The 19,154-nt window shown below is 33.4% G+C and carries 23 protein-coding genes and 1 riboswitch; of the genes, 15 read left to right on the forward strand and 8 right to left on the reverse strand.

Annotated elements, in window-relative coordinates:
- Window positions 1–191: 191 nt before the first annotated feature.
- The 9 genes from FUA26_RS08820 (at window position 192) to FUA26_RS08860 (ending at window position 10,061) form a co-directional block, all read left to right on the forward strand.
- Complete coding sequence (locus FUA26_RS08820) at window positions 192–2,435, forward strand: TonB-dependent receptor (RefSeq protein ID WP_147134599.1); 2,244 nt, start codon at window positions 192–194, stop codon at window positions 2,433–2,435.
- Between the two features lie 121 nt (window positions 2,436–2,556).
- A riboswitch (TPP riboswitch) is annotated at window positions 2,557–2,674 on the forward strand.
- An 86-nt stretch (window positions 2,675–2,760) separates the two neighbouring features.
- The gene (gene thiS / locus FUA26_RS08825) at window positions 2,761–2,964 is read left to right on the forward strand and encodes a sulfur carrier protein ThiS (protein ID WP_147134602.1); all 204 of its coding nucleotides are present in this window, start codon (window positions 2,761–2,763) and stop codon (window positions 2,962–2,964) included.
- Window positions 2,965–3,065: 101 nt separating this feature from the next.
- Entirely contained in the window at window positions 3,066–4,928 is a 1,863-nt protein-coding gene (gene thiC, locus FUA26_RS08830) for a phosphomethylpyrimidine synthase ThiC (RefSeq protein ID WP_147134605.1), read from the forward strand.
- A 109-nt stretch (window positions 4,929–5,037) separates the two neighbouring features.
- Window positions 5,038–5,670 carry a beta/alpha barrel domain-containing protein gene (locus FUA26_RS08835; RefSeq protein WP_147134608.1) on the forward strand — a complete coding sequence of 211 codons (633 nt, stop codon included), beginning with the start codon at window positions 5,038–5,040 and terminating at the stop codon, window positions 5,668–5,670.
- Between the two features lie 15 nt (window positions 5,671–5,685).
- Window positions 5,686–6,441, forward strand: a complete 756-nt coding sequence (locus FUA26_RS08840) for a hydroxymethylpyrimidine/phosphomethylpyrimidine kinase (RefSeq protein WP_147134611.1) — start codon at window positions 5,686–5,688, stop codon at window positions 6,439–6,441.
- Window positions 6,442–6,463: 22 nt separating this feature from the next.
- Window positions 6,464–7,108: a thiamine phosphate synthase gene (gene thiE, locus FUA26_RS08845; protein WP_147134614.1), complete on the forward strand. Its 645-nt coding sequence runs from the start codon at window positions 6,464–6,466 to the stop codon at window positions 7,106–7,108.
- A gap of 4 nt (window positions 7,109–7,112) precedes the next feature.
- Entirely contained in the window at window positions 7,113–7,883 is a 771-nt protein-coding gene (locus FUA26_RS08850) for a thiazole synthase (protein WP_147134617.1), read from the forward strand.
- 9 nt (window positions 7,884–7,892) lie between these two features.
- On the forward strand, window positions 7,893–9,002 hold the full coding sequence (gene thiH, locus FUA26_RS08855; protein ID WP_147134619.1) for a 2-iminoacetate synthase ThiH: 1,110 nt from the start codon (window positions 7,893–7,895) through the stop codon (window positions 9,000–9,002).
- 6 nt (window positions 9,003–9,008) lie between these two features.
- Window positions 9,009–10,061, forward strand: a complete 1,053-nt coding sequence (locus FUA26_RS08860; RefSeq protein ID WP_147134622.1) for a HesA/MoeB/ThiF family protein — start codon at window positions 9,009–9,011, stop codon at window positions 10,059–10,061.
- Here FUA26_RS08860 and FUA26_RS08865 read toward each other — a convergent pair.
- Complete coding sequence (locus FUA26_RS08865; RefSeq protein ID WP_147134625.1) at window positions 10,058–10,486, reverse strand: hypothetical protein; 429 nt, start codon at window positions 10,484–10,486, stop codon at window positions 10,058–10,060. The genes FUA26_RS08860 and FUA26_RS08865 overlap by 4 nt on opposite strands.
- A 167-nt stretch (window positions 10,487–10,653) precedes the next feature.
- On the opposite strand from FUA26_RS08865, the gene greA reads away from it, so the two are divergent.
- Window positions 10,654–11,127: a transcription elongation factor GreA gene (gene greA, locus FUA26_RS08870; RefSeq protein WP_147134627.1), complete on the forward strand. Its 474-nt coding sequence runs from the start codon at window positions 10,654–10,656 to the stop codon at window positions 11,125–11,127.
- Window positions 11,128–11,174: 47 nt separating this feature from the next.
- Window positions 11,175–11,564: an HIT family protein gene (locus FUA26_RS08875; RefSeq protein WP_147134630.1), complete on the forward strand. Its 390-nt coding sequence runs from the start codon at window positions 11,175–11,177 to the stop codon at window positions 11,562–11,564.
- Here FUA26_RS08875 and FUA26_RS08880 read toward each other — a convergent pair.
- Together FUA26_RS08880 and FUA26_RS08885 are read right to left on the reverse strand one after the other, a co-directional pair.
- Entirely contained in the window at window positions 11,548–11,910 is a 363-nt protein-coding gene (locus tag FUA26_RS08880; RefSeq protein ID WP_147134633.1) for a hypothetical protein, read from the reverse strand. The two genes, FUA26_RS08875 and FUA26_RS08880, sit on opposite strands and share 17 nt — an antisense overlap.
- A gap of 3 nt (window positions 11,911–11,913) precedes the next feature.
- A complete protein-coding gene (locus FUA26_RS08885; protein WP_147134635.1) occupies window positions 11,914–13,065 on the reverse strand; it encodes a sensor histidine kinase in 1,152 nt (383 codons plus the stop codon).
- A gap of 120 nt (window positions 13,066–13,185) precedes the next feature.
- Between FUA26_RS08885 and FUA26_RS08890 the strand changes: the two genes are divergently transcribed.
- The 3 genes from FUA26_RS08890 to aat all read left to right on the forward strand — a co-directional run bounded on the left by FUA26_RS08890 (window position 13,186) and on the right by aat (window position 15,173).
- The gene (locus FUA26_RS08890; RefSeq protein WP_147134638.1) at window positions 13,186–14,064 is read left to right on the forward strand and encodes a flavin reductase family protein; all 879 of its coding nucleotides are present in this window, start codon (window positions 13,186–13,188) and stop codon (window positions 14,062–14,064) included.
- A gap of 19 nt (window positions 14,065–14,083) precedes the next feature.
- Window positions 14,084–14,464 (forward strand): DUF3127 domain-containing protein, encoded by a 381-nt coding sequence (locus FUA26_RS08895; RefSeq protein ID WP_147134641.1) that lies wholly within the window; start codon window positions 14,084–14,086, stop codon window positions 14,462–14,464.
- 79 nt (window positions 14,465–14,543) lie between these two features.
- Window positions 14,544–15,173, forward strand: a complete 630-nt coding sequence (gene aat, locus FUA26_RS08900; RefSeq protein WP_147134644.1) for a leucyl/phenylalanyl-tRNA--protein transferase — start codon at window positions 14,544–14,546, stop codon at window positions 15,171–15,173.
- Here aat and FUA26_RS08905 read toward each other — a convergent pair.
- From FUA26_RS08905 to FUA26_RS08915, 3 genes are read right to left on the reverse strand one after another with little or no spacing between them, the layout of a single operon-like run.
- Window positions 15,170–15,850, reverse strand: a complete 681-nt coding sequence (locus tag FUA26_RS08905) for a DUF2490 domain-containing protein (RefSeq protein ID WP_186826891.1) — start codon at window positions 15,848–15,850, stop codon at window positions 15,170–15,172. The two genes, aat and FUA26_RS08905, sit on opposite strands and share 4 nt — an antisense overlap.
- Window positions 15,837–16,418, reverse strand: coding sequence for a hypothetical protein (locus FUA26_RS08910; protein WP_147134649.1), 582 nt, complete (start codon window positions 16,416–16,418; stop codon window positions 15,837–15,839). The genes FUA26_RS08905 and FUA26_RS08910 overlap by 14 nt, the downstream gene beginning before the upstream one ends.
- Window positions 16,408–16,974 (reverse strand): DNA-3-methyladenine glycosylase I, encoded by a 567-nt coding sequence (locus FUA26_RS08915; protein WP_147134652.1) that lies wholly within the window; start codon window positions 16,972–16,974, stop codon window positions 16,408–16,410. Before FUA26_RS08915 ends, FUA26_RS08910 begins: the two co-directional genes overlap by 11 nt.
- A gap of 94 nt (window positions 16,975–17,068) precedes the next feature.
- On the opposite strand from FUA26_RS08915, the gene FUA26_RS08920 reads away from it, so the two are divergent.
- Window positions 17,069–17,686: a thioredoxin family protein gene (locus FUA26_RS08920; protein WP_147134655.1), complete on the forward strand. Its 618-nt coding sequence runs from the start codon at window positions 17,069–17,071 to the stop codon at window positions 17,684–17,686.
- On the opposite strand, the gene FUA26_RS08925 is transcribed toward FUA26_RS08920, so the two are convergent.
- Window positions 17,670–18,395 carry a hypothetical protein gene (locus FUA26_RS08925; RefSeq protein WP_246109112.1) on the reverse strand — a complete coding sequence of 242 codons (726 nt, stop codon included), beginning with the start codon at window positions 18,393–18,395 and terminating at the stop codon, window positions 17,670–17,672. The genes FUA26_RS08920 and FUA26_RS08925 overlap by 17 nt on opposite strands.
- Before the next feature lie 43 nt (window positions 18,396–18,438).
- Entirely contained in the window at window positions 18,439–19,152 is a 714-nt protein-coding gene (gene truB / locus FUA26_RS08930) for a tRNA pseudouridine(55) synthase TruB (RefSeq protein ID WP_147134658.1), read from the reverse strand.
- Between the last annotated feature and the right edge of the window lie 2 nt (window positions 19,153–19,154).

Here is a 19,154-nt window from a genome sequence, read left to right on the forward strand (position 1 = left end):
ATCATACCCAATGAACCTAGAACAGGTAATGCTGTTTAGGGATTTCATGTTATTGTGAATTGCGTTAGCACAACAGGTAATTTTAGAATATGATTACTTTGTAAAAAACGTATCACATAACATAATAATTTAATACAAACTGAAGAATAATTACCTCTTTTTATTCGATTATAACGTTTTATGTAATCGATATGAAAAACTTATTTCTTTTATTAGCATTAATATGCTTTACAACAGTTAATGCGCAACAAAACAACAAAATAACAGATTCAACTTCAACCCAAAAACTAGACGAGGTTTTAGTAAAAGCAGTACGTGTTGATGCCGATTCGCCAATTACACATTCAAATGTAAGTAAAGAAGAAATTGCAAAGCGTAATTTAGGGCAAGACATACCAGTTTTACTAAACTATTTACCATCAGTAGTTACAACCAGTGATGCTGGTGCAGGTATTGGTTATACGGGTATTAGGGTGCGTGGTGTAAGCGGTAGTTCTACCAATGTAACCATTAATGGTATTCCGTATAATGATGCTGAAAGTTTAGGAACTTTTTGGGTAAATTTGCAAGACTTTTCATCATCTGTAGAAAGTTTACAAGTACAACGTGGTGTAGGTACTTCAACAAATGGAGCTGGTGCTTTTGGGGCTAGCGTAAATATATTAACCGATGCCGTTTCCAATGAAACTCAAGGCGAAACATCGCATAGTTTTGGTAGTTACAACACAAGACGCCATAATGTTAAATTTAGTACAGGGTTGCTAAACAACCATTTTGAATTAGCAGGTAGATTATCTCAAATAAAATCAGATGGTTATATTGATAGAGCTGCATCAAACCTAAAAAGTTATTTTGTGCAAGGTAGTTATGTAAATAACGGAACGTTACTTAAGGCGGTAGTATTTGGTGGTCATGAAATTACGTATCAATCTTGGTACGGTTTTAATCCAGTTGATGTGGCTGCTGTAGGTGCAAATCCAGATATTAATAATAACAGGCGCTATAATATTAGTGGTATTCAGTTAGATGAAAATGGCGTTTTTGAAGGGTTTTATGATAATCAAGTAGATGATTACAAACAAGATCATTACCAATTACATTGGAATCAACGTTGGAATAACAATTGGTCTACAAACTTAGGTTTGAATTATACAGACGGCCGAGGGTTTTTTGAAGAATTTGTTGATGATTACTACTACTCAAATGTGTTTTTTGCAAACGATGCTAGTTTCAGTTTTTTAGGAAAAGATCCTATAACGGTAAACGGAAATGAAGTAAACTCTCAAGATTATGTGCGTAGAAGATGGTTAGATAACAATTTTTATGTGCTAAATACCAGCGTAAATTATAAAAATGAAAAGGTAAACATTATTACAGGCTTGTCTTATAGTACGTATCATGGCGATCATTTTGGAGAGTTAATTTGGGAACAATATGCAAATACTAATAATTTTGGAGATCGGTATTATGAAGGTGATGGTGATAAATATGATTTCAACGCATTCTCAAAATTAACCTACAGGTTTAATGATAATTTAAGTCTTTATGCCGATGTTCAGTACAGAAGCGTTAACTACGATACCAGTGGTGTTAATTCAGATTTAGAGGTGTTTAAAATAGATGAAACTTTTAACTTTTTTAATCCTAAATTAGGTTTCAATTATAGTTTAAATACAAAAAGTGATTTATATTTTTCTTATGCAAGAGCAAATAGAGAACCAAGTAGAAGTGATTTTGAAAACAACCCAGAAGTTAAACCTGAAGAGTTAAATGATTTTGAATTAGGTTGGCGTTATAAAAATAAAAATATAGCATTTAATGCAAACGCTTACTATATGGCATATAATGAACAGTTGGTGGCAACAGGTGCGTTAGATAATTCTGGAGCTCAAATAAGAGCAAACACAGGTAAAAGTTATAGGGTTGGTTTAGAGGTTGAAGCCAAAATAGTATTAAATAATTTAACATTACAGCCCAACTTTACAATAAGCTCAAATAAAAACCAAGAAACATTTTTTAAACGCGATGGTGTTTTACAAAACCTAGGTGAAACTAATATTGCCTTTTCGCCAGATGTTGTAGTTGGTAATGCTTTAACGTATAGTTTTATGCCTAATTTTCAAGCTACATTGTTAAGTAAATTTGTGGGTGAGCAATATATGGGTAATATAGATTCTGAATTTTCTAAGCTAGATAGTTATTTTGTAAACGATTTAAATGTTGTTTACGAAATTGAAACAAAATCTATTTTTAAATCTATTATCCTAACAGGGTTGGTAAATAATATTTTTGGTGAAAAATATATTTCAAATGGGTTTTTCTTCACATTTGATGATGATTGGTCTGTACCTGGTGAAGTTTCTACAATAGAAGGAGCTGGTTACTACCCACAAGCAACCACTAACTTTTTATTGGGTGTAACTTTAAAGTTTTAAAATAGGTTTAAATTATTTGCGCTAAAGCAATAATTACAATATAAGTGTTAAATAAAGAAGAGCATCTCATTACAGAGGTGCTTTTTTCATTTTAAATAAAATTAGTAGTATCTTTGTTAATGATAAACTTTAGGGGTGTTTCTTTAAAATTGATAATGTCAATTTTTTCCTGAAACTGAGATTTACCCTTTGAACCTGATGAAGTTAGTACTTACGTAGGGAAAAGTGAATGTTTTATTGTAAATAATACATGGGTTTTTTTAAAACCTGCACTTCGTAAAAACGGGGCGTTCTACCTAAAGTTGTCATTTTAAAGCATGTGTAAATGATAACAATAACAGTAAACAACAAACCCCAAAGCGCACCTAAAAACATTTCATTACAACAGTTTTTAACAAACACGGTATCATCAACCCAAGGCATTGCTGTAGCTATTAACCAAGAAATAATTGCAAAAGCCAATTGGGAAAACAAAGTGCTTTTTAACGGCGATACTATTTTAATTATTCAAGCAACTCAAGGCGGATAAAAACTAAAAGCTATTAGGTTTTATGTAGCCATTAGCTTCAATATTAATTTAAATAATTTAAACACCAAAGGCTAATTGCCAACGGCTAAAAGCAATAAGGAATGAAAAAAAAGGACACTGCACCAACAGCGCAATTAATTACAAGAAACCCATTTCCAAATTCAAAAAAAATTTACGTTAAAGGGCAAATGCACCCCGAAATTAAAGTAGCTATGCGCCAAATAACGCTAAGTGATACTAAAGATTCAATGACGGGTAAAGTAACACCTAACGAGCCTGTTACGGTATATGACACATCGGGCCCGTACACAGATCCTGAAAAAGAAATTAACGTACACAACGGTATTGAAAGAATACGTGAGCCATGGATTTTGAATAGAAATGATGTTGAACAATTAAACCAGTTTTCATCAAAATATTGTAATGAACGCTTAAACGATACTAGTTTAGATCATATGCGTTTTTCGCACTTAAAAAAACCATTAAAAGCTAAAAAAGGGCAAAACGTAACACAATTACATTATGCTAAAAAAGGCATTATAACACCAGAAATGGAATACATTGCTATTCGCGAAAATCAAAAAATTGATGAAATGACCGAATTAGCTAAACAACATCCAGGGCAAGATTTTGGAGCTTCAATTCCTAAAAAAATCACACCAGAGTTTGTGCGTTCAGAGGTAGCTCGTGGTCGTGCAGTTATTCCAAATAACATAAACCATCCAGAAAGTGAACCTATGATTTTAGGCAGAAACTTCTTGGTTAAAGTAAACGCTAATATTGGTAATTCAGCCACAACATCATCAATTGAAGAAGAAGTTGAAAAGGCAGTTTGGGCATGCCGTTGGGGTGCAGATACTATTATGGATTTATCTACCGGAAAAAATATTCACGAAACGCGCGAATGGATTATTCGTAACTCACCAGTGCCAGTAGGTACAGTGCCAATTTACCAAGCATTAGAAAAAGTAAATGGCGTTGCAGAAGATTTAACTTGGGAAATTTTTAAAGACACCCTAATTGAACAAGCAGAGCAAGGTGTAGATTACTTTACCATTCACGCAGGCGTTTTATTGCGTTACGTACCCATGACGGCTAAACGCGTTACAGGTATAGTATCTCGTGGTGGTTCCATTATGGCAAAATGGTGTTTGGCACATCACAAAGAAAACTTTTTGTACACCCATTTTGAAGACATTTGCGAAATTTTAAAACAATACGACGTTGCCTTTTCTTTAGGCGATGGTTTACGCCCAGGCTCTATTGCCGATGCCAATGACCAAGCGCAATTTGCCGAATTAGAAACCTTAGGCGAGCTAACAAAATTAGCGCGTAAACATGAAGTACAATGCTTTATTGAAGGCCCAGGTCATGTACCAATGCACATGATAAAAGAAAACATGGATAAGCAATTAGCGGCTTGCGATGAGGCACCATTTTACACCTTAGGCCCATTAACCACAGATATTGCTCCGGGTTATGACCACATTACGTCGGGTATTGGTGCTGCAATGATAGCATGGTACGGTTGCGCTGTTTTATGCTACGTAACACCAAAAGAACATTTAGGCTTACCAAACAGAGACGATGTGCGTGAGGGCGTAGTTACTTACAAACTAGCAGCCCATGCGGCAGATTTAGCCAAAGGGCACCCAGGAGCACAACACCGTGATAATGCCTTAAGTAAAGCACGTTTTGAGTTCCGTTGGGAAGACCAATTTAACTTAGGTTTAGACCCCGAAAAAGCACGCGAATTCCATGATGAAACCTTGCCTGCCGAAGGGGCTAAAATTGCTCACTTCTGTTCAATGTGCGGACCAAAATTCTGCTCAATGAAAATATCACAAGAAGTAAGAGATTTTGCTGCCGAAAATGATATTGATGAAAACAATGAAATTTTTCAAAAAGGCATGAATGAAAAATCAGAAGAATTTAAAGAAAAAGGATCTGAAATTTATTTGTAAATAATAATAAGGGAGTTCCCACGCTGAAAAAGCGTGGGCGGGCTTTCCGTTGCAATCTTTTGCAGAAAAAGCAAAAGGATTTCCACTACAATCCCTAACTCAATAAAAAATGATAGTTTTAATAGCGCCAGAACATAACGTTACAAACGAAATTGATATACTTCAACAATTGTTTCAAAACGGGCTGCAGTATTTTCACCTTAGAAAACCTCATATGAATTATGAGCAACATTGTAATTACTTAAATCAAATAGATTCAAAATATCACAATTGTATAGTAACGCATCGTTTTCATAAGCTATTAAAACAATTTAATTTAAAGGGTATTCATTTTCAAGAAGCCAAAAGGCATCAGGTTTTAAGCACAATGCCATCTTCAATAAATAGAAAACAATTTATTACGCAGTACGCTAAATTATTAAACGTAACATCTAATTTGTTAGAAACAAAAACCATTAGTTCTTCGTTTCATGAACCTGAAGAACTAGAAAATTGTTCAGTTATTTTTAATTACCATTTGCTAAGCCCAGTGTTTTCATCTATTTCAAAAAAAGGCTATAGTGGTCGTGGTTTCAACGTTAATCACATAAATAAAAAAATAATAGGCATGGGTGGTGTTACAGCTAATAACTTAACAGCATTTGATAAGCTTGGTTTTAAAGGTGTGGGCGTTTTGGGTGGTGTTTGGCAAAGTAATGCGCCGGTTGAGGTGTTTAAAATCATGAAACGCCATTTTAGCTAATTTAAATACAATAAAATGAAATCACATACATACATATTAACCATTGCAGGTCATGATCCGTCAGGTGGTGCAGGTTTAACTTCAGATGTTAAAACCTTTGAGGCGCATGGGTTATACGGTTTATCAGTATGTACAGCTATTACAATTCAAAATGATACCAATTTTAAAGAATGTATTTGGGTTGAAAAAGATTTAATTATTGCTCAAATAAAAACCTTGTTTGATAGGTTTACAATTAATGTAGTTAAAATAGGCATTGTTAAAAACTGGAAAACACTAGCTGTTTTAATTGATGTGTTGCATGCCTTAAATGCCAACGTTAAAATAATTTTAGACCCTGTAATAAAAGCAACCGCGGGTTTCGATTTTCATACTACCGAAAATCAAGATATTTTAAATACCATTTGGCAAAAATGCTACTTAATTACACCTAATTATGATGAAATACAAATGCTGTATCCAGATAAAAATATTGAAGATACCATAGCGCATATAGCAAGTAAAACCAATGTTTACTTAAAAGGCGGCCACCGAACCGATAAAAAAGGAACTGACGAGTTGTACCATAGTGGTATTGTTATGGTAAATATAGTACCACATGTAAAAACTGTTTACAATAAACATGGTAGTGGTTGTGTGCTATCATCAGCCTTAGCTTCTCAAATTTGTTTGGGTTTGCCATTAGATGAAGCAGCTGTTGCATCAAAAATATACATTGAGCGGTTTTTAAATTCCAGCCAATCACTTTTAGGTGTTCACAATAAAATTTAATAAGAATAATTAGCAAGCAAGAATGATAAACAAACTCCATTATATTTCACAAGGAAACACCCCAAAAGCGCATTTAGAAAACATACAGAAAGCTTGCCAATACGGTGCAGAATTGGTGCAATTGCGTTTAAAGGATGTCTCTGAAAAAAAGATTTTAAAAACAGCCGAAGAAGCTAGAGATATTACCAGTCATTATCAAACACGATTAATAATTAATGACCATTATAAAATAGCTGAAGCTGTAAATGCCGATGGTGTGCACTTAGGAAAAACAGATACCAACCCTAACATAGCCAGAAAAGCTTTAAAAAGTTGGCAAATTATTGGTGGTACTGCTAACACGCTTAATGATTGTCAACAACGTATTAACGAAAAAGTAGATTATATAGGCTTAGGGCCGTTTAGGTTTACTACCACAAAAAAACAGTTAAGTCCTATTTTGGGCACAAACGGTTATTTATCAATTATAGATGCTCTAAATGTTAATATGCCTATTATAGCTATTGGAGGTATAACTATAAATGATGTGCCTGAATTGTTAAAAACAGGCATTTATGGTATTGCAGTTTCAGGAGAAATAACACGCGATTTTAATAAAATAAAAGCGTTTCACACGCTGTTAAACGCTGGTAGTGCACAAGAGCAGCGCTACAGCTTTAAAAATTAAAGCAATGAACGATACATTAAAAATAGCCGATAAAGAATTTACATCAAGACTCTTTACAGGCACCGGTAAATTTAGTGCAAATAACGTAATGGCAGAAGCTATTTTGGCTTCAAAAAGTGAGTTAGTAACAGTGGCATTAAAACGTGTGGAAGCTCATAACCAAAATGATGAAATGTTACAAAGCATACAGCAGCCACATGTTAGTTTACTTCCAAATACATCGGGTGTAAGAGATGCTAAAGAAGCTGTTTTTGCAGCGCAATTAGCACGTGAAGCCTTAGAAACAAATTGGATTAAGTTAGAAATTCATCCAGATCCTAAATATTTATTGCCCGATCCTATTGAAACTTTAAAAGCAGCTGAAACACTTGTAAAACAGGGCTTTGTGGTTATGCCATATATTCATGCAGATCCGGTATTGTGTAAACGGTTAGAAGAAGTTGGCACGCAATGCGTTATGCCTTTAGGAGCGCCTATTGGCACAAATAAAGGTTTAAAAACTACAGAGTTTTTAGAAATTATTATAGAGCAAAGTAATGTACCTGTAGTTGTTGATGCTGGTATTGGCGCGCCATCGCATGCGGCATATGCTATGGAACTGGGTGCCGATGCTGTTTTGGTAAATACAGCTATAGCCGTATCACAAAACCCCGTTGAAATGGCTGTTGCTTTTAAAATGGCTGTTGAAGCTGGCCGAATGGCTTACAATGCAAAATTAGCCAGTGTTAAACAACATGCCGAAGCTAGTAGCCCATTAACCTCATTTTTAAACTAAATAGTAGTTATGCAATCTTTTAAAAATGTATTTAATTCATATGCTTGGAATGATGTGTTGGCGAATATTCATAACAAAACAGCAACCGAAGTAGAAATTGCTTTAACCAAACAAAAACGCAATTTAGAAGATTTTAAAGCCCTTTTATCGCCTGCTGCAGCACCGTATTTAGAGCAAATGGCAGTGCAAAGTAAGGCTATTACTAAAAAGCGTTTTGGCAACACTATTCAAATGTATATTCCTATGTACTTGTCTAATGAATGTCAAAATATATGTACCTATTGTGGTTTTAGTATGACTAATAAAATTCCGCGAAGAACGTTAACTGATGCCGAAATTTTAAAAGAAGTTGCCTTTATAAAAAGTAAAGGATATGACCATATTTTACTGGTTACCGGCGAAGCTAATAAAACCGTGGGTGTGCCTTACATTAAACATGCTATTGAGCTTATAAAAGATAAATTTTCAAACATTACAATTGAAGTACAACCACTAAACCAAAATGAATACGAAACTTTAATTGAGGCTGGTTTATACGCTGTTTTGGTATATCAAGAAACGTATCATGAAGCCGAATATAAAAAACATCATCCCAAAGGGAAAAAATCTAACTTTAATTACCGTTTAGAAACACCCGATAGATTGGGGCGTGCAGGTGTTCACAAAATTGGTTTAGGGGCTTTATTTGGTTTAGAAGATTGGCGTGCCGATAGTTTCTTTACGGCGCTACACCTAAAATATTTGCAAAAAACCTATTGGAAAACAAAGTACTCTATTTCGTTTCCGCGTTTGCGCCCACATAGTGGTGGTTTAGAACCTAAAGTTGAAATGACCGATAAAGATTTGGTGCAAACCATTTGTGCTTTTAGGTTGTTAGATGAAGATGTTGAATTATCTTTGTCTACCAGAGAAAGTGAAACATTTAGAAACCATATAGTGCATTTGGGTATTACATCGGTAAGTGCAGAAAGTAAAACAAACCCTGGTGGTTACACCGTAGATCCTCAAACTTTAGAACAGTTTGAAATATCTGATGAGCGCCCCACCGAAACCATTGCACAAATGCTTAAAAAGCAAGGTTTAGAGCCCGTTTGGAAAGATTGGCAACATTTTAAATAGTAAAAAATGCTAACGGATAACGAAAAAAAAATTTACAGCAGACATATTATTCTTGATGAAATAGGCCTTAAAGGACAAGAAAAACTAAAACAAGCAAAAGTGTTAGTTGTTGGCGCTGGCGGATTAGGGTGTCCTATTTTACAATACTTAACCGCTGCTGGTGTTGGCACTATTGGTATTGTTGATGCAGATGTGGTTGATGTTAGTAATTTACACCGTCAAATTTTATATACTATTGATGATGTTGGTAAACCCAAAGCATTAACAGCTTCAAAACGGTTAAAACAGCTCAATCCGCATGTTAATTTTGAGGTTTTTCAAACGTTTTTATCAACAAAAAATGCTATAAATATATTTTCAGAATATGATATTATAGTTGATGGTTCTGATAATTTTCAAACACGGTATTTATGTAATGATGCTGCTGTAATTACCAACAAACCTCTAGTTTTCGGTTCTATTTTTAAGTTTGAAGCACAATTATCTGTGTTTAATTATAAAAACGGGCCAACATACAGGTGCTTATATCCAACACCACCAACTGCGGGTTCAGTACCATCATGTTCAGATGTTGGTGTTTTAGGTGTTTTACCAGGTATTGTTGGGTGTTATCAGGCTAATGAAGTTTTAAAAATTATACTGGAAAAAGGTGCTGTTTTGTCGGGTAAGCTATTAACGTTTAATGTGCTGAATATGGAACAAATGATGTTTAGCTTCAGTAAAAATGAGGCATTAAAAATTTCAGCTTTAGAAACTGATTATAATGTGTTTTGTGGTGTTGAAAACCCTTCAGAAAGTATTTCAATAGAAATTTTAAACGCTAACAAAACAGCCTATAATTTATTAGATGTAAGAGAGTCTTGGGAACGCGCACAACATAGTATTGGCGGGCAACATATCCCTTTAGGTGAATTGGCTAACAAATATGAAAATATACCAACTGAAAAACCTTTAGTTGTATATTGTAAATCTGGTATTAGAAGTCAAAAAGCTATTACTTTTTTGCAAGCGTATTTACCTAATACAACATTAATAAATTTAAAAAACGGTATTGGCTAATTAAAAATGGTTAGTATATTACCGTTTTGTTCCACTCTATAAAATTTTAATGAGCAACGTAACTCTGGATTTTCTAGAGGTTCACCAGTAACAAGGCTGTATTTATTTTTAGTAGCGCAGTTTGAGGTAGCATTTAAACCAGAAGGTGTAAGTACAGAGCATTCACTGGGTATAACATTAGGGTCTGCGGCATCCCAAGCAAAATAATCGGCACCGGTGCTAACAACAATAATACCCGCATTTCCTGCATTAGGTAAGTAAACAGGATTGCCAGCAAAGGGCAATTGGCTGTATTGCGGTAAACTAAGGTTTACGGTTTCATAAACATTAATATCTAATAAAAATTTACAGTTTTCATCTGTGGCAGAATTGCTGCTACAGGCACTAAAAACCAGTAAAATAAGGGCGCTATAAACTATTTTCATAATCACTAAAAAAATGGTTTGCAATTTACAACAAAAAGTAAACCAACTTAAATATTTTGTATATTTGCATACAATCTCGTGTGAACGGGATTTTTTTTATGCTGAACATACAGGTTAAAATTATTTTGTATTTCAGTATTTCAGGTTATTAAATAAACGATGAAGTTATGAGTAAAGTATCTTATTACACAGCTGAAGGATTAAAAAAATTAAGAGATGAGCTAAAACAGCTTAAAGATATTGAACGCCCAAAGGCATCTCAAGCCATTGCAGAAGCAAGAGATAAAGGTGATTTAAGTGAGAATGCAGAGTATGATGCGGCTAAAGAAGCACAAGGTTTGCTTGAAATGAAAATTTCTAAATTAGAAGAAACACTTTCTACGGCAAGATTAATTGATGAATCTCAGTTAGATACATCAAAAGTTTTAGTGCTTTCAAAAGTGAAAATAAAAAACCAAACCAATGGTATGGAAATGACTTATACGTTGGTGGCTGAAAGTGAAGCCGATTTAAAAACTGGTAAAATTTCAGTGAACTCGCCAATTGGTAAAGGTTTATTAGGTAAATCTGTTGGTGATGTAGCCGAAATTAAAGTGCCAAGTGGTGTAATGAAATTTGATATTGTAGAAATTTCTAGATAAAAACATACAAACCTGTTAGTTTTAACTAACAGGTTTAAAATATAACTATGGCTTCAATTTTTACTAAAATAATTAATGGCGAAATACCTTGCTACAAAATAGCAGAAACTGATGATTTTTTAGCCTTTTTAGATATTAATCCAAACAGTAAAGGGCATACGCTATGTATACCTAAAAAAGAGGTTGATAAAATTTTTGATTTAGATGAAGCCACCTACAGCGGGCTTATGCGCTTTTCAAGAACAGTTGCTTTAGCCATAGAAAAAGCTATACCGTGTAAACGCGTAGGTATAACCGTTATAGGTTTAGAGGTGCCGCATACACATGTACATTTAATACCTTTGAACAGTATGGATGATGCACGCTTTATAAAAAAAGAAACCTTAACGCCTGAAGCGTTTGAAAGTGTAGCCGCTGCTATTAAAAAACATTTATAATATTAGGTTTTATAAGTAGCACTAGTGTTGTTACAATTAACAAAACACATAATAAAATTACAGCCCAAAAAGTTTTTTTAAAATATTTGGACGCTTTTTTAGGTTTAATAGCTTTTTGCTGATATTCAAAAACACGATCAATATCATCAGTCCATTGTACTGGATAAATAGTTGTTTTACAAACTTTGCACTCTAAAACATGATCAATTTGGTTGGTAATAGATTTATAAAATCTAGTTTCTACAAACTTTTGTGTAAAGGTTAACCGTAAACCATCATTATTATAGCACTCAGGGCAATTGTTTTTTAAAGCAACCTCTTTTAAATTAATAAATGATTCCTTCATGTTTTAAGCAGATTTTAAGGTAATTTGTATTGTTGTACCTTTGTTTTTTTCTGAAGAAAGTACTTTTATCTTTCCATTATGAAAATCTTCAATAATACGTTTGGTAAGTGATAAACCTAAGCCCCAACCACGTTTTTTAGTTGTAAAACCAGGCTCAAAAATTTTGTTAAAGTCTTTTTTAGCAATACCTTTTCCGGTATCGGTTACTTGTATTTTAACAAGGTTTTCAAGCTGTAAAATTTCAATAGTTAAACTGCCACGACCTTTCATGGCATCAATAGCATTTTTTACCAAGTTTTCAATAGTCCAACTATAAAGCTGTTTGTTAAGTTTAACAGGTATTGTTTTAGTAGTAGTAATTAAATTAAAATTTATAAGGTTTGATGATCTTGCTTTTAAATAATCGTAAGCATTAACAGTTTCTGCAACAATGTTGGCGGTTTCAAGCGTTGGCAAAGAGCCTATTTTGCTAAAGCGTTCGGCAATAATTTTTAATCTATCAACATCTTTTTCAATTTCAATAATATAATCGGCATTAACATTTTCGGTTTTTAAAATTTCGGTCCAACCAATTAATGATGATAATGGTGTGCCAATTTGGTGCGCAGTTTCTTTGGCCATACCAGACCACAGTTTGTTTTGTGTGGCATTTTTATTACTGCTATAAAAAAAGAAAATAACCGCGCCAAATAGTACTACAATAAGTATTAAAGCTAGTGGGTAGTATTTTAATTTGTTTAATAATGGTGAGTTGCCGTAGTAAATAGTATTGTAAAGTTTGCCATCAAACTTTACTTTTATAGGTGTGTTTTCTTGTTCAAATTTTGTAATAAGTTTGTTAATATAGGCCGTGTCTTTAGCTTTTTTAGGGTCTATGTTGTTAAAATCTATACTACCATCTCTGTTAACCATAATCATTGGTGTGGTTTTGTTGCTGGTAATTACCTGCAAAGGTAAATCGCCCATATTTTCGTTTAGGTTATCTGTTTTAATTAAATCAGATTGCGCAAACGACCAATTTTCCATTTTAACACGTTCTTCATGTTTAAAATGCTGAAAAAACTCATAAGTTTTCCATAAAATAACAGAAACAATAATGAAAGAAGTGGCAATAATTATCCACCTAAATGTGTTTTGATTTTTAGTAAAAAGCATTAACTATACATTTACATTGTAATATAATGCAATTCTGTTAATATTATTGTGCTAGTTGTTAGTAATTCTGTTTTTACATACAACACATAATAGTTACCTTTGTTAAAACAAAATTTGTTAATGGCATCATTTAATCCAAAAAACCTATCAACCAGTGTATTACATAGTTATTTGTTAAGTGCTGTTGCGCCAAGGCCTATAGCTTTTGCTAGTACAATGAATGATAAAGGAGAAGCCAATTTATCGCCATTTAGTTTCTTTAATGTTTTTAGTGCAAATCCGCCTATATTAATTTTTTCGCCCGCGCGAAGAGTTAGAGATAACACTACAAAACACACATTACACAATGTTGAAAGTACAAAAGAAGTGGTAATTAATGTGGTTAATTATGATTTGGTACAACAAATGTCATTAGCAAGTACAGAGTATCCTGAAGGTGTAAATGAATTTGAAAAAGCAGGTTTAACTATGGTAAAATCTGATGTGGTTAAGCCGTTTAGGGTTGCAGAATCACCTGTACAATTAGAGTGTAAAGTAAATGAAGTTATAGCTTTAGGAACCGAAGGTGGTGCTGGTAATTTGGTTATTTGTGAAGTTTTAAAACTTCATATTGATGATGATGTTTTAAATGAAGATAATACTATTAACCAAAAACGGTTAGATTTAGTAGCTAGAGCAGGTGGCAGTTTTTACAGTAGAGCCAAAAAAGGCTTTTTTGAAATACCAAAACCACTGTCAACTTTAGGTATTGGCGTAGATAGTTTTCCGGAGCATATAAAAAACTCAATGATTTTAACAGGAAACGATTTAGGTATGTTAGGCAACGTTGAAGCTTTACCAAATGATGATGAAGTAAATGCGTTTATTGAAAAGTTAGCAAGCCGATACCCAAATATAAAAACAGCATCGCATAGAGAAAAGCACAAGCTAGCCAGTAACTATTTAAGTTATGGCGATGTACAAAGTGCTTGGAAAATATTATTAAGTAAGAGTAAATAATAAATACATATTTTAAGTAATGGAAGTTCAAGGAAGAATAAAAGTAATTGGAGAAACACAAACTTTTGGAGCTAACGGTTTTAGAAAAAGAGAAATTGTTGTTACTACAGAAGAGCAGTACCCGCAACATATTATGGTGGAGTTTGTGCAGGATAAAACAGACTTATTAAGTAACTACCAAGTAGGACAGCAAGTAAAAATAAATATTAATTTAAGAGGTAGAGAATGGGTAAATCCGCAAGGAGAAACAAAATACTTTAACTCTATACAAGGTTGGAGAATTGAAGCAGTGCAACAACAAGCAGCAGGCGACAGTAATTTACCACCCGTACCACCAACTGATGCGTTTGAGCCAGCAGGAAATTTAAACGAAGAAGATCATGATGATTTACCGTTTTAATGATATTAAATAATTCTGTTTACACAGGAATATTAAAAAAACCTCAGCATTTTATGTTGAGGTTTTTTAATTTTACAATATGCATTATATAAGTAAAAATTTATGGTTTCCTAGTGTTAATGAAGCTACCCCCGAAGGCTTATTGGCTGTTGGTGGAGATTTATCAGTAAACCGTTTAGTACTTGCTTATAAATCAGGTATATTTCCTTGGTTTGATGCCGAAGAGCCCATACTTTGGTGGAGTCCAGACCCTAGGTTTGTGCTGTTTCCCAATAAATTAAAGGTATCAAAAAGTATGAAACAAGTATTGCGCAGTAACCGCTTTAAAGTAACTACCAATACAGCATTTAAGCAGGTTGTACAAGAATGCTCAAAAATTAAACGTATAGGGCAACAAGGTACTTGGATAACTAATAGTATGATTGACGCCTACGTAAACTTACATAAAGTAGGTTTGGCAATATCGGTTGAAGTGTGGCAAAATAAACAGCTTGTTGGCGGTTTGTATGGTGTAGATTTAAAAAATGGCGTGTTTTGTGGTGAAAGTATGTTTGCTAAAGTAAGCAATGCCAGTAAAGTGGGTTTTATAACCTTTATACAAAATAGTAATTATAAACTTATAGATTGCCAAGTGCACACAGATCATTTACAAAGTTTAGGTGCCGAAGATATAGCTAGAGACTTATTTTTGCAGTACTTAGATGTTTAAATTTTAAGAATTGCAGCCGTTAATAAATAAAGATTGTTTTTTGCTTTTACATTATAACTTTCCCACCTAAACTCTAGGCCACTTTGTAGTTTTAAATTCTGGTCTATTTGCCAACCTATTAATGAGGTAAATCTTTGGTCAAATAAGGGTTCATGAGCTTCACTCAAACTTACTAAAGCTTCGGTACTGGCTACCAAATACGTTTCTCCAATATTTAATTTTTCTCCATTCAACGGAAAATCAACAGCAAACCTATAGCGTTGCCTAAAAGCAGTAAAGGTATTAAATAAGCGTTGTTCAAACCGTATTCTATGGCCGTATCGTACACCAAGTTTTTGTTTGGTTACATTAAATTGTTGGGTAAAACGCCACTCATCACTGCCAGTATTAAACCAATCTCGGTTGCGGTAATAAATACCTAAGCTTAACTTATGAATAAAGTTTAGTTTAAAAGTTGAAAAATGATAAAAATCTACTTGTTGTTGTTTGTAGTTAAGGTTGTTTTTGTATAAAAAATACCGACTTCTAACGGCAAAATTAGCACTATATTCTTTACTGAAGTTATGGTTTACAGATGCCATGGTTTCACCTAAACCACTAAAGTTGTTTTGTGCTGAAGCAGCTGTGTAAATTATTAAAAAAAGTAATATGTATAGTGTGTTTTTAATATAATGCATGCTCGTATGAAGCGGATGTAACTTTCCTAGATTTTTTAAAAGTACCATTTTCATTAAAAGTAAGTTCTCTTAATTCGTGGCGTTCTTTGGTTTTAATTTCGGCAATAATTTCAAAGTGTGTAGGCTTTTGGTTGGGGTTATTTACAATATGTTCAATAAACTGTTTATCTGTTTTACTGCTATTGTTTATAAATTGTTTTTGAATTTTAATGAATCTAATTTTTTCAAATTTATCAGAAAAATGGCGTTTAATTTTTTGTAATGATGCCTTTGGTATGTGTTTTTGTTTTATTAATATTTCAATATCTTCTAAAGTGCCTATGCTATCAAATTCAACACTGTAGTGAAGTTTATTTAGTTTAAATTTAGCTTCAAAACTAACTTTTTCACCATCGGTTTCTTTATAAAATTTTAAGTAGCTAGCATTATTTGCTATAAAGCTAAAATAGGAACTTGCTAATTCAGGAAAATGAGCCTGTTTTATACGTTCTTCTTTTTCATTTTTAACTTGGGAAAAACAGAGCGCATTACAAAACAGTAATAAAAAAATGTAGTTTTTAAACTTCATTATACCTAAAACAATTAGTTAAGTGGTCATTAACCATGCCCGTTGCTTGCATGTGGGCGTAAACAACTGTTGTGCCTACAAATTTGAATCCGCGTTTTTTTAAATCTTTACTAATAGTATCGCTTAAAGGTGTATTTGCGGGTACTTCGGCTAGTGTTTTAAAATTATTTTTTATAGGTTTACCATTAACAAAACCCCAAATATAACTACTAAAACTGCCAAACTCTTCTTGAATTTTAATAAAAGCTTGTGCATTGGTAATAGTGGCTTTTATCTTCAATTTATTTCTAATAATTCCAGCATTTTGTAATAAACTGTCAATTTTAACTTGGTTGTAAGTGGCTATTTTTTTGTAGTTGAAATTATCAAAAGCTTTTCTAAAATTTTCACGTTTTCGTAATACGGTTATCCAACTTAAACCAGCCTGAAATGTTTCTAATATTAAAAACTCAAATAATGTGTCATCATCATAAACAGGAACGCCCCATTCTTCATCATGGTATTTTTGGTAGAGCGCATCATCTTTACACCAAGCGCATCTATTTTTAGCATTCATAATTTTGTAAGTTTTAAAGTTTGTTTATGACAAATATCATGCAATAAGCAATGGCAAGATACTAATTTTACAACGTTGCAAAAATATTATTACCATGAATACAACTTTAAAAACGGGTTTACAAAAAAGTATTAGTTACAACTCCTACCGTGATGTGGTTGATACGTTGGCAGCAAATAACGATACAACTGGCGAAGATAAAAGTGAAGCACGTGTTAACTACACTAAATTAAGTGCACGCCGAATGAAGCGTTGGGATAAAACGTTGAAAATAGACGAAAAACACAAAACGTTATTAGCAGATTTTGAAGTACCCGTAACGTGGTTAGTAATAACTGAAAGTTGGTGCGGTGATGCAGCCCATGTAATGCCTGCATTAAATAAAATTGCTGAAACAAACCCCAATATAACGTTAAAAGTGGTTTTAAGAGATGAAAACGAAGCTTTAATGGATATGTTTTTAACTAACGGAAGTAAATCTATTCCAAAATTAATAATGATTGATAATAGTACCGAAGAAGTGCTTGCAACATATGGGCCACGACCAAGTGAGGCTACTAATTTTGTAAACAGATTTAAAGCTGAAAATGGCGCGTTAACGCCTGAATTTAAAGAAGATTTACAACACTGGTATAACAGTGATAAAGGCCAAACAATTGTAAAAGATATTACCCAATTGTTGTGCAAATTTCAGCCTAGTTTTTGCCAATAAAATTAAATGTAATAGTGCCAATTTGTGATGGTTTGGCAGCATCTGCACTAAAGGTAGATTGTTTTGCGTAATCTAAAGCATGTTCAATTAAGCAGGCATTATTTGATGTTGATGCGTTGTTTACATAAGCATCAATAACATTACCAGCTGCATTTACAGTTATTGTTACTACTATTTTGCCGTTTTCTTCACAAAGATAAACAGGTATAGGTATGTGTTGTTTGGTTCTGTCTTTTAATGAAAAACCAATGGTACTATTAGCATTATTAGTTTTGCCTGTTTGCTTTTTTAATACATCATTAGCTTTGTTAAATTTTGAAAGCAAATCTTCATTTAACTCAGGGCTTTGTTTATTTTTATATTTTTCCTTGTAGCCGCCCGTATAACTATCGGTACCATTTAAATTGCTAGTTTGAGGCTCATAATCTTCGGGTGGAGCAATTGTTTTATATGCCTGTGCAAAACGGTTAGCATTTTGCGTTTCATTAAAAGCACTGTTAGTTTCGGCTTTAGTGTTGTTTAATTTTTCTAAAGCTTTTAAAACTTTGGTTTCTTCTTTGGTAAGCGGGTCTTCAGGTTCTAATTCATAATAACTTTCGGCCATATGCTCGTTTTGTTTTTTTAAGCTGAAGCTAAAAGCAGTTAGAATAACTGATGCTGCCACAAAAAACGTTAATAATAGAGCTTTATGTTTGTCTGTTAAGTGCAATATTGAAGGTTTAGGTATTACAATATACGCAAAATAGCTATAATTAGTTGTTAAGGTTATTTATGAAGTCTTCAATTGATACCGCATTTATAACATTGAAATTACCAATTTTTGTGCGTCTTAAAACTGAAAGGTGTGCGCCACTGTTTAGGGCTTTTCCAAAATCGTTGGCTAAAGAGCGTATGTAAGTGCCCTTGCTGCAAACTACTTTAAACTCAACATGAATACTGTTGGTTGTTGGTGTGTTTGTGTGTGTAATATTTGTAATTTCAAAAGTAGAAATAGATACTGTTCTTGGTTTTATTTCAACATCTTTTCCTTCTCTGGCAAATTCATAAAGGCGTTTTCCGTCTTTCTTTATAGCCGAAAAAACAGGCGGATATTGTTCAATATCACCAATAAAGTGTTTAGTGGTTTGGTGTATTAATTCTTCGGAAATATGCTCGGTTGAAAACGTTTCGTTTATATCGGTTTCTAAATCAAAAGAAGGTGTAGTGCTGCCAATAACAAACGTGCCAGTGTACTCTTTAATTTGTGCCTGAAATGTGTTAATTTCTTTAGTTTTTTTTCCTGTACAAATAACCAAAAGCCCCGTTGCTAAAGGGTCTAAGGTGCCTGCATGCCCAACTTTTATTTTTTTTATGTTAAAAGCACGCCTAATTTCCCAGCGTAATTTATTTACTGCCTGAAAGGAGGTCCATTGCAAGGGTTTATCAATAAGTAAAACCTGTCCGTTTAAATAATCTTCAGCAGTCATAA

It is taken from the genome of Seonamhaeicola algicola (genome assembly GCF_007997385.1).
In the GTDB taxonomy this organism is placed as follows: Bacteria; Bacteroidota; Bacteroidia; order Flavobacteriales; family Flavobacteriaceae; genus Seonamhaeicola; species Seonamhaeicola algicola.

What these genes read in the sequence shown, in the direction of transcription:
- FUA26_RS08820 (WP_147134599.1), top strand. Translation starts at nt 192, where the DNA reads ATGAAAAACTTATTTCTTTTATTAGCATTAATATGCTTTACAACAGTT.
- thiS (WP_147134602.1), top strand. Translation starts at nt 2,761, where the DNA reads ATGATAACAATAACAGTAAACAACAAACCCCAAAGCGCACCTAAAAAC.
- thiC (WP_147134605.1), top strand. Translation starts at nt 3,066, where the DNA reads ATGAAAAAAAAGGACACTGCACCAACAGCGCAATTAATTACAAGAAAC.
- FUA26_RS08835 (WP_147134608.1), top strand. Translation starts at nt 5,038, where the DNA reads ATGATAGTTTTAATAGCGCCAGAACATAACGTTACAAACGAAATTGAT.
- FUA26_RS08840 (WP_147134611.1), top strand. Translation starts at nt 5,686, where the DNA reads ATGAAATCACATACATACATATTAACCATTGCAGGTCATGATCCGTCA.
- thiE (WP_147134614.1), top strand. Translation starts at nt 6,464, where the DNA reads ATGATAAACAAACTCCATTATATTTCACAAGGAAACACCCCAAAAGCG.
- FUA26_RS08850 (WP_147134617.1), top strand. Translation starts at nt 7,113, where the DNA reads ATGAACGATACATTAAAAATAGCCGATAAAGAATTTACATCAAGACTC.
- thiH (WP_147134619.1), top strand. Translation starts at nt 7,893, where the DNA reads ATGCAATCTTTTAAAAATGTATTTAATTCATATGCTTGGAATGATGTG.
- FUA26_RS08860 (WP_147134622.1), top strand. Translation starts at nt 9,009, where the DNA reads ATGCTAACGGATAACGAAAAAAAAATTTACAGCAGACATATTATTCTT.
- FUA26_RS08865 (WP_147134625.1), bottom strand. Translation starts at nt 10,486, where the DNA reads ATGAAAATAGTTTATAGCGCCCTTATTTTACTGGTTTTTAGTGCCTGT.
- greA (WP_147134627.1), top strand. Translation starts at nt 10,654, where the DNA reads ATGAGTAAAGTATCTTATTACACAGCTGAAGGATTAAAAAAATTAAGA.
- FUA26_RS08875 (WP_147134630.1), top strand. Translation starts at nt 11,175, where the DNA reads ATGGCTTCAATTTTTACTAAAATAATTAATGGCGAAATACCTTGCTAC.
- FUA26_RS08880 (WP_147134633.1), bottom strand. Translation starts at nt 11,910, where the DNA reads ATGAAGGAATCATTTATTAATTTAAAAGAGGTTGCTTTAAAAAACAAT.
- FUA26_RS08885 (WP_147134635.1), bottom strand. Translation starts at nt 13,065, where the DNA reads ATGCTTTTTACTAAAAATCAAAACACATTTAGGTGGATAATTATTGCC.
- FUA26_RS08890 (WP_147134638.1), top strand. Translation starts at nt 13,186, where the DNA reads ATGGCATCATTTAATCCAAAAAACCTATCAACCAGTGTATTACATAGT.
- FUA26_RS08895 (WP_147134641.1), top strand. Translation starts at nt 14,084, where the DNA reads ATGGAAGTTCAAGGAAGAATAAAAGTAATTGGAGAAACACAAACTTTT.
- aat (WP_147134644.1), top strand. Translation starts at nt 14,544, where the DNA reads ATGCATTATATAAGTAAAAATTTATGGTTTCCTAGTGTTAATGAAGCT.
- FUA26_RS08905 (WP_186826891.1), bottom strand. Translation starts at nt 15,850, where the DNA reads ATGCATTATATTAAAAACACACTATACATATTACTTTTTTTAATAATT.
- FUA26_RS08910 (WP_147134649.1), bottom strand. Translation starts at nt 16,418, where the DNA reads ATGAAGTTTAAAAACTACATTTTTTTATTACTGTTTTGTAATGCGCTC.
- FUA26_RS08915 (WP_147134652.1), bottom strand. Translation starts at nt 16,974, where the DNA reads ATGAATGCTAAAAATAGATGCGCTTGGTGTAAAGATGATGCGCTCTAC.
- FUA26_RS08920 (WP_147134655.1), top strand. Translation starts at nt 17,069, where the DNA reads ATGAATACAACTTTAAAAACGGGTTTACAAAAAAGTATTAGTTACAAC.
- truB (WP_147134658.1), bottom strand. Translation starts at nt 19,152, where the DNA reads ATGACTGCTGAAGATTATTTAAACGGACAGGTTTTACTTATTGATAAA.